Here is a 6,818-nt window from a genome sequence, read left to right as displayed (position 1 = left end):
GCGGGTAAACCGGCAGGACGCCGGTTTAGCCGCGCCGGGCCATGGATGGCCCGTCGCGGCGGCCTGCGGAGCAATGCCGGAGTGAGGGAACACCGAGCCTAAGCGAGGTGCCGACAGGCGGGGCAGAGCCCTTTGCTTACTTTGGGGCTTTTCCAAAGTGAGCCGCTGTAAGAGCGGAACCATAGGTGGCCGTTACCGAAGAAACGGATATGCACACCACACCACACCACACCACACCACACCACCACTCAAATCCTGCGTCTACGCCCCAACTGCGGAATCCCCAAAGCAGGCACCACCTCCACCCGCTCCACCCGCCTCCCAACCACCCCCGCCAACCCCACCACCGTCGGCTGACTGAACAACGAGCGCGCATCCACCTCCAACCCCGCCTTACGCATCCGCGCCACCACCCCCACGGCCAACAACGAATGCCCCCCCAACTCAAAAAAGTGATCCTGACGCCCCACCCGGTCCAGCTTCAACACCTCCGCCCAAACCCCCGCAATCACCGTCTCCACCTCCCCCCGAGGCGGTTCATAGGCACGACTCAAAACCGCCTCCACCCCAGGCTCCGGCAACCCCTTGCGGTCCAGCTTCCCCGCCGGATTAAGCGGCCACGCCTCCATGTGCACAAACGCCGAAGGCACCATGTACTCAGGCAACCCCTCCACCATGTAACTGCGCAACGCCTCAAGCCCCGGCACCGCATCACGCACGGTGAAATACGCCACCAACCGCTCATCCCGAATCAACACCGCCACCTCCCGCAACGCAGGATGCGCACCCAACCGCGCCTCAACCTCCCCCAGCTCCAGCCGCACCCCACGCAGCTTCACCTGGAAGTCATTGCGCCCCAGAAACTCCAGATTCCCATCCGGCAAATACCGCACCAAGTCCCCAGTGCGATATAACCGATCCCCCACCACAAACGGGCTATCGATAAACCGCTCCGCCGTCATCTGCGCCAACCCCAGATACCCGCGAGCCACGCCCACCCCACCGATATGCAACTGCCCACTGCACCCCAGCGGCACCGGCCGGTCATGCTCGTCCAGCACATACAACCGGGTATTGCTGATCGCCCGCCCAATCGGCAACTGCAACCCAGGCACCGGCGCACCCGGTTCGAGGGTCCAGGCGCTGCTGTCCACCGTCGCCTCGGTCGGCCCATACACGTTGTGCAAACGCACCCCGGGCAACCGCGCCTGAACCCCACGAGCCAGGGCCTCGGTCAACTCGCCGCCGCCGCATAAAACGTCGGTAAGGCTGGTGCAGTCAGCGGACTCTTCCAGCTCCAGAAACTGCTGCAACATCGCCGGCACAAACTTGATCACGCTGATCTGTTGCTCACGAATCACCTGCGCCAGGTACGCCGGTTCACGGTGCCCATCGGGCCGCGCCAGCACCAGGCGCATGCCATTGGTCAACGGCCAGAACAGCTCCCACACCGAACCGTCAAAACTGAACGGCGCCCGCTGCAACAACGCGCCCCCCTCGGCATTCGGGCACAGTTGCGAACCCCAGTGCATCAAGTTGCCCAGGCCGCGGTGTTCGATCATCACGCCCTTGGGCGTGCCGGTGGAGCCGGAGGTGTACATCACGTACGCCAGGTTGCCGACGCTCAACCCCGGCACCAGCGGATTGCCTTCGGGCGCGTGCTGCCAGGCGCAGTGGTCGAAGTCGATCACCGGTATCGACACTTCCCCCGGCAAATCGCGGGTCGCGCCGTGTACCAGCAACGCCACCGGCGCGCTGTCTTGCAGCATGTAGGCGAGACGCTCGCGGGGGTAGCCCGGGTCCAGCGGCACATAGGCGCCGCCCGCCTTGAGGATCGCCAGCAAGCCGACCACCAGGTCCAACCCGCGCTCGACACACAGCGCCACCCGCGAATCCGGCTGCACCCCGCGCTCGCGCAGGTGATAGGCCAGACGGTTGGCGCGTTCGTTGAGTTGGCGATAAGTCAGCTGTTGCTCACCGGCCTGCACCGCCACTGCATGAGGGGTGTGACGGGCATGGGCTTCGAACAGGGCGTGGACGGTCAGGTCCACAGGGTAGTCGGTTTCGCTGGCGTTGAAGTCCACCAGTTGCTGTTGCAGTTCGGTCGCGGGCAACACCTCCACGTCGACTAGCAGCGCTTCTGGGGTCTCCATCAATCCCGCGAGCACCGTGCCGAGGTAGTCCAGCAGGCGCTGGGCACCGACCTTTCGGGGCGCCTTGGCCTTGAGCCGGAAACCGTTGGACAGGTCGTCCACCGTGAGCATCAGCGGGTAGCTGAGGATGTCTTCGCTGCTGAGCAATTCGATGCCGGGCTGCAGCGCCTGGAGTTCCTCGGCCGAGGCATGTCGGTAATTCAGCAGGCTATTGAACAACGGCGTGACGCCGCTGCAACGCTGGGCCAACGCCAGTGAGGCTTGCTCATGGGCGAGCAAGGCGCTGAGTTGCTGCTGCGTATTCTTGATCGCCTCACGCACCGTCAACCCGGCCAGGCGCACCCGCAGTGGCAAGGTGTTGATGAACATGCCCAGGGCACGGTCGGCACCCTCACCGGCTTGCAAACGTCCCAGCAGCACCGTGCCGAAGACCACATCGTCACGGCCCGAGACGCGACCCAATACCTGGGCCCAGGCCAGATGAAACAGGCTCGCCGCACTGACACCCAAGGTGCGCGCCTGCTCCCGCAGCCGCTGAACGAGCGCGTCGGAGAGCAGCACATCGGCCTCCTCGGTCACGTGGCGATCCGCCTGGCGCTCCTGCAAGCCGAAGGCCAGGGTCGGCTCGTCGACATCCGCCAGCCGCTCGCGGAAGAACGCTTCGTGCGCGGCTTGGCGCTCCGGTGAACGGGTCTGGGCGACCACATTGCGATAAGGCACCGGCTCCGGCAGTTGCTGTTGCTGGCCGAGCAGATGTGCCTGGATTTCCGCCATCAGTACTTGCGTCGATGTGGCGTCGTTCACCAGGTGATGGAAACGCAACATGCCCACCCAGCGGCGGTTCTGCGGGTCTTCGGCGTAATCCAGGGCCATCAGCGGCGCCTTGCGCAAGTCCAGTGGGCGCTGGCGTTCACGCAGCTGTTCGAGGATTGAACCTCCCTGAAGGGCCACCGGTTCCACATCCAAAAGCGCCTTGCGCCACACCACTTGCATCGGGTGCTCGATGGCATCCCACGCCAGGCTGGTGCGCAGGATGTCATGGCGGTCGATCACCTGTTGCAGCGCCTGGGCGAAGGCATCCAGCTGTTCACGGCAAGCAAAGCTGAACATCGCGTGTTGCTGATAGGGATCGCGCTCGTCAGTGATGTGGTGATAGAGCAGGCCTTCCTGCAACGGCGCCAGCGGATAGATCTCCTGCACATTGGCGGCGCCCCCGGGGATGGCGGCGACGATGCGCTCGATCGTCGGCGGGTCCAGCTCGGCCAGTACCAGCAGGTCTGGGGTAATCAATGTGCAATCTGCAGGAACGCGGTTGGCCGGCACCTCAAGCTCGGTGCCCTGGCCGACCGCTGCCGCCAGCGCGGCCAATGTCGGCTGGCCGAACAGCACCTGCACATCCGTCTGCAACCCGGCCTGACGCATGCGCTGTACCAGTTGCACCGCCAATAACGAATGGCCGCCCAACTCAAAGAAATGATCATGCCGCCCCACCTGCTCGACATGCAGCACCTCGGCCCAGATCTGCGCCAGAGTAATTTCCGTGGCGCCTTGGGGAGCTTCGTAGAGGCGGCTGACAAACGCATCGGCACCGGGTGCCGGCAAGGCCTTGCGGTCGAGCTTGCCGTTGGCGGTCAGGGGCAACGCGTCGAGTTTTACGTAGGCCTGCGGCACCATGTAATCCGGCAAGCGTGACCTGAGATGGGCACGAAGCTGTTCAATCGCTACCGGCGCATGCTCGGTGTACCAGGCCAATAACTGCCCCTCACGCACCAGGACCACCGCTTCAGTGACACCGTCATAACCCGCCAGGGCGGATTCGATTTCGCCCAGTTCGATACGCACGCCGCGAATTTTCACCTGGTCGTCGTTGCGCCCCAGGTATTCGAGATTGCCGTCCGGCAGCCAGCGCGCCAGGTCGCCGGTGCGATACATACGGCCAGGGTTGAAGGGATCATCAAGGAAGCGCTCGGCAGTCATTTCCGGACGGTTCAAATAGCCGCGCGCCACGCCTTTACCGCCGACGTACAACTCGCCCGCGATGCCGATGGGTACCGGCCGCTGCTGCTCATCCAGCAGGTAGACCGTGGCGTTAGCGATGGGCTTGCCGATATGCAGCGGCTGCCCGACCTCAACCAGGCCAGAGGTGGCAACTACGGTGGCTTCAGTGGGACCGTAGTTGTTGATCACCGCGAAACTGCGCGCCGTGTTGAACTGGCGCAGGCGGTCGCCACCGATCAGCAAGGTGCGCAAGGTCGGGTGTTCGATGTTCTGGCTGAAGGCGTACTCCGCCACCGGCGTAGGCAGGAAGCACACGTCCAGCGGTTGAGCGCGCCACCAATCCAGCAGCGCGTCGATGTCTTCGGCACCCTCCTGGGCTGGCGGCAGGTGCAAGGTCGCCCCCACGCACAACGCCGGCCAGACTTCCCAGGCCATGGCGTCAAACCCGAAACCGGCAACGCTGGCGGTGTGGCTGCCCGCGTGCAAGTCGAAGGCCTGGCAATGCCAGTCCACCAGATTGGCCACGGTGTGGTGTTCCACCATCACGCCTTTGGGCAGGCCGGTGGAGCCCGAGGTGTAGATCACATAGGCGAGATTGGCGGGTGTCATCGCTACTTGTGGGTTGCTCGCCAACTGCGCCGTGGCGTGATCCAGATTGATCACCGGCACGCTCAATACCGGCAAGCGTTCGAGCAAATCCGTCTGCGTCAGCACCGCCACCGGCGCGCTGTCATCGAGCAGGTAGTTCAGGCGTTCGGCAGGATGGGCCGGGTCCACCGGCACATAGCAACCACCGGACTTGAGAATGCCCAGCAACCCCACCAGCGTTTCCAGGCCACGCCGGGCGACGATGGCCACCCGGTCGTCAGGCTTTACCCCAAGCACCAACAGCTGATGCGCCAGGGCATTGGCCCGTTGATTCAACTCGGCGTAGGTCAGTCGCTGGCCCTGGTACACCGCGGCTACCGCATGCGGGGTCAGCGCAGCCTGGGTTTCGATGCGCCCGTGCAGGGTTTGCGCGGCCGGATACGCGTGGGCCGTGGCATTCCAACGTTGCAACTGCGCGGTTTCCTCAGGCGTGATCAATGAAAAATCAGCCAGGGCCAGCGCCGTATTTTCCAGGCCCTGTTCCAGCAGATACACCAGACGTTCCGCCAGAGCCTGCACCTCGTGTTGCTGGAAATACGCCTCGTTGTAGACGCAGTGCAGGCACGCCGTGTCGTGGTAGCGATTGCTGCGCAGGTGGATCGCAAGCGGCAATGGCTCATGGTGATTGGAGACTTTGATCGCCCGGGCCGATGCCTGGCCGTAGCGAAATTCGTGGTCGTCCTGTTCATAAGACACCGACAGGTCGAACAGTTGGCCACGGTCGGCGCGCAGCAAACCCAGCTCGCGATTCATCTCGCTCAGGGGAAAGCGCTGATGCCGAAAATCCTGCTTGAGTTGGTCGCGTACGCCACGCACTAACGCGCTGAACGGCAGGTCGTCGCAGAACTGCAAGCGCACGGCACTGACCTGAGTGAACAGTCCCAGGGTCGAACGAAAGCGCGCATTGGAACGGTTGAGAATCGGCAGCCCCACCACCCATTCCTGACGCTGGCCGGTACGGCTGAAGTACAGGTACATCGCAGCCAACAACACATGGAACGCCGATGCCTCGTAGTGGTTCGCCATGCGCGCCATGCGGTTGAGCAGCTTTGCCGGAAAGGGAGCCACGCAGGTGTTGCTCGGTGCCTGGCCCCTGGCAGGGTAACGGGGGCTCAGCAGCGGCTCGGGCAGCGCCTGATATTTGTCCAGCCAGTAGCTGCGGTCCCGGGCGTAACGGGCCGACTCACGATAGCGTTCATCGTTGTCGATGAAGTCGACATAGGACGGCGCCGACAGATCCGGTTGCCGGCCCTGCTCCAGGGCGCTGTAGATACCCGCGAGGGATTGCAGCATCTGGCCGAAACCCCAGCCATCGAGAATCAGGTGATGGGCCTGGGTACCGAGGCGGTAATGCTGCTCATCGAGCTTGACCAGGAAGAAGCGGAACAACGGCTCGTCGACCAGCCCATAGGCCCGGGCCATTTGCGCCTGCAGCAAGGCCTCGGCCGCCGCCTCGGGGTCCGGCTGCCGCGAGACGTCATGCTGCGGCACCGATACCACCATCGCCTCGGCAAACGCCTGCCGGGGCAAGCCATCGGCGGCCACCTGCAACACCGTACGCAACGCGTCGTGCTTGGCCACCAGTTGCTCAATGGCGCGCTGGATCAATGCGGGATTCACCGGGCCCGTGAGGTCGACATAACCGCCGATGTTGTACAGCGGCGAATCGCCGAGGCGCAGTTGGTCCAGCCAGATATCCCGCTGGGCGGCGGTCAGAGGGAAATACGTCATAAGATCCTTCTCATGTGAGGTGTCGATAAGGCGCACAACGCCCCATTGATGCGAAATCAATGGGATTTAAGCATCGCCCCAGAGGGCCGTATGTCACCCGAAACCCGGACAGCCGGATACCGCGCCGGGGTTGGCCGATGGTTCAGTGCTGAATCGATTAAATGGGTGTAGGAAATTGGCTATCCCTGGCCGCTGCCTGGCAGCCAAGCTTTTTCAAGAAAACAAATAAAAACGTTCTATATCAACTAGTTAATAAACTCTAAAACACCCTTCCTGTACGGCCCCACC

Annotated in this window: 1 protein-coding gene; it reads right to left on the bottom strand. The window is 63.4% G+C overall.

The features are described 5' to 3' along the window. Window positions 1-248: 248 nt before the first annotated feature. Window positions 249-6,530 (bottom strand): amino acid adenylation domain-containing protein, encoded by a 6,282-nt coding sequence (locus ACUN0G_RS24475; RefSeq protein WP_445574504.1) that lies wholly within the window; start codon window positions 6,528-6,530, stop codon window positions 249-251. Between the last annotated feature and the right edge of the window lie 288 nt (window positions 6,531-6,818).

The sequence above is a fragment of the Pseudomonas sp. 32A genome, from assembly GCF_052682255.1.
Note: the sequence above shows the minus strand (reverse complement) of the source record. Positions and strands in the feature narration are given on the sequence as shown.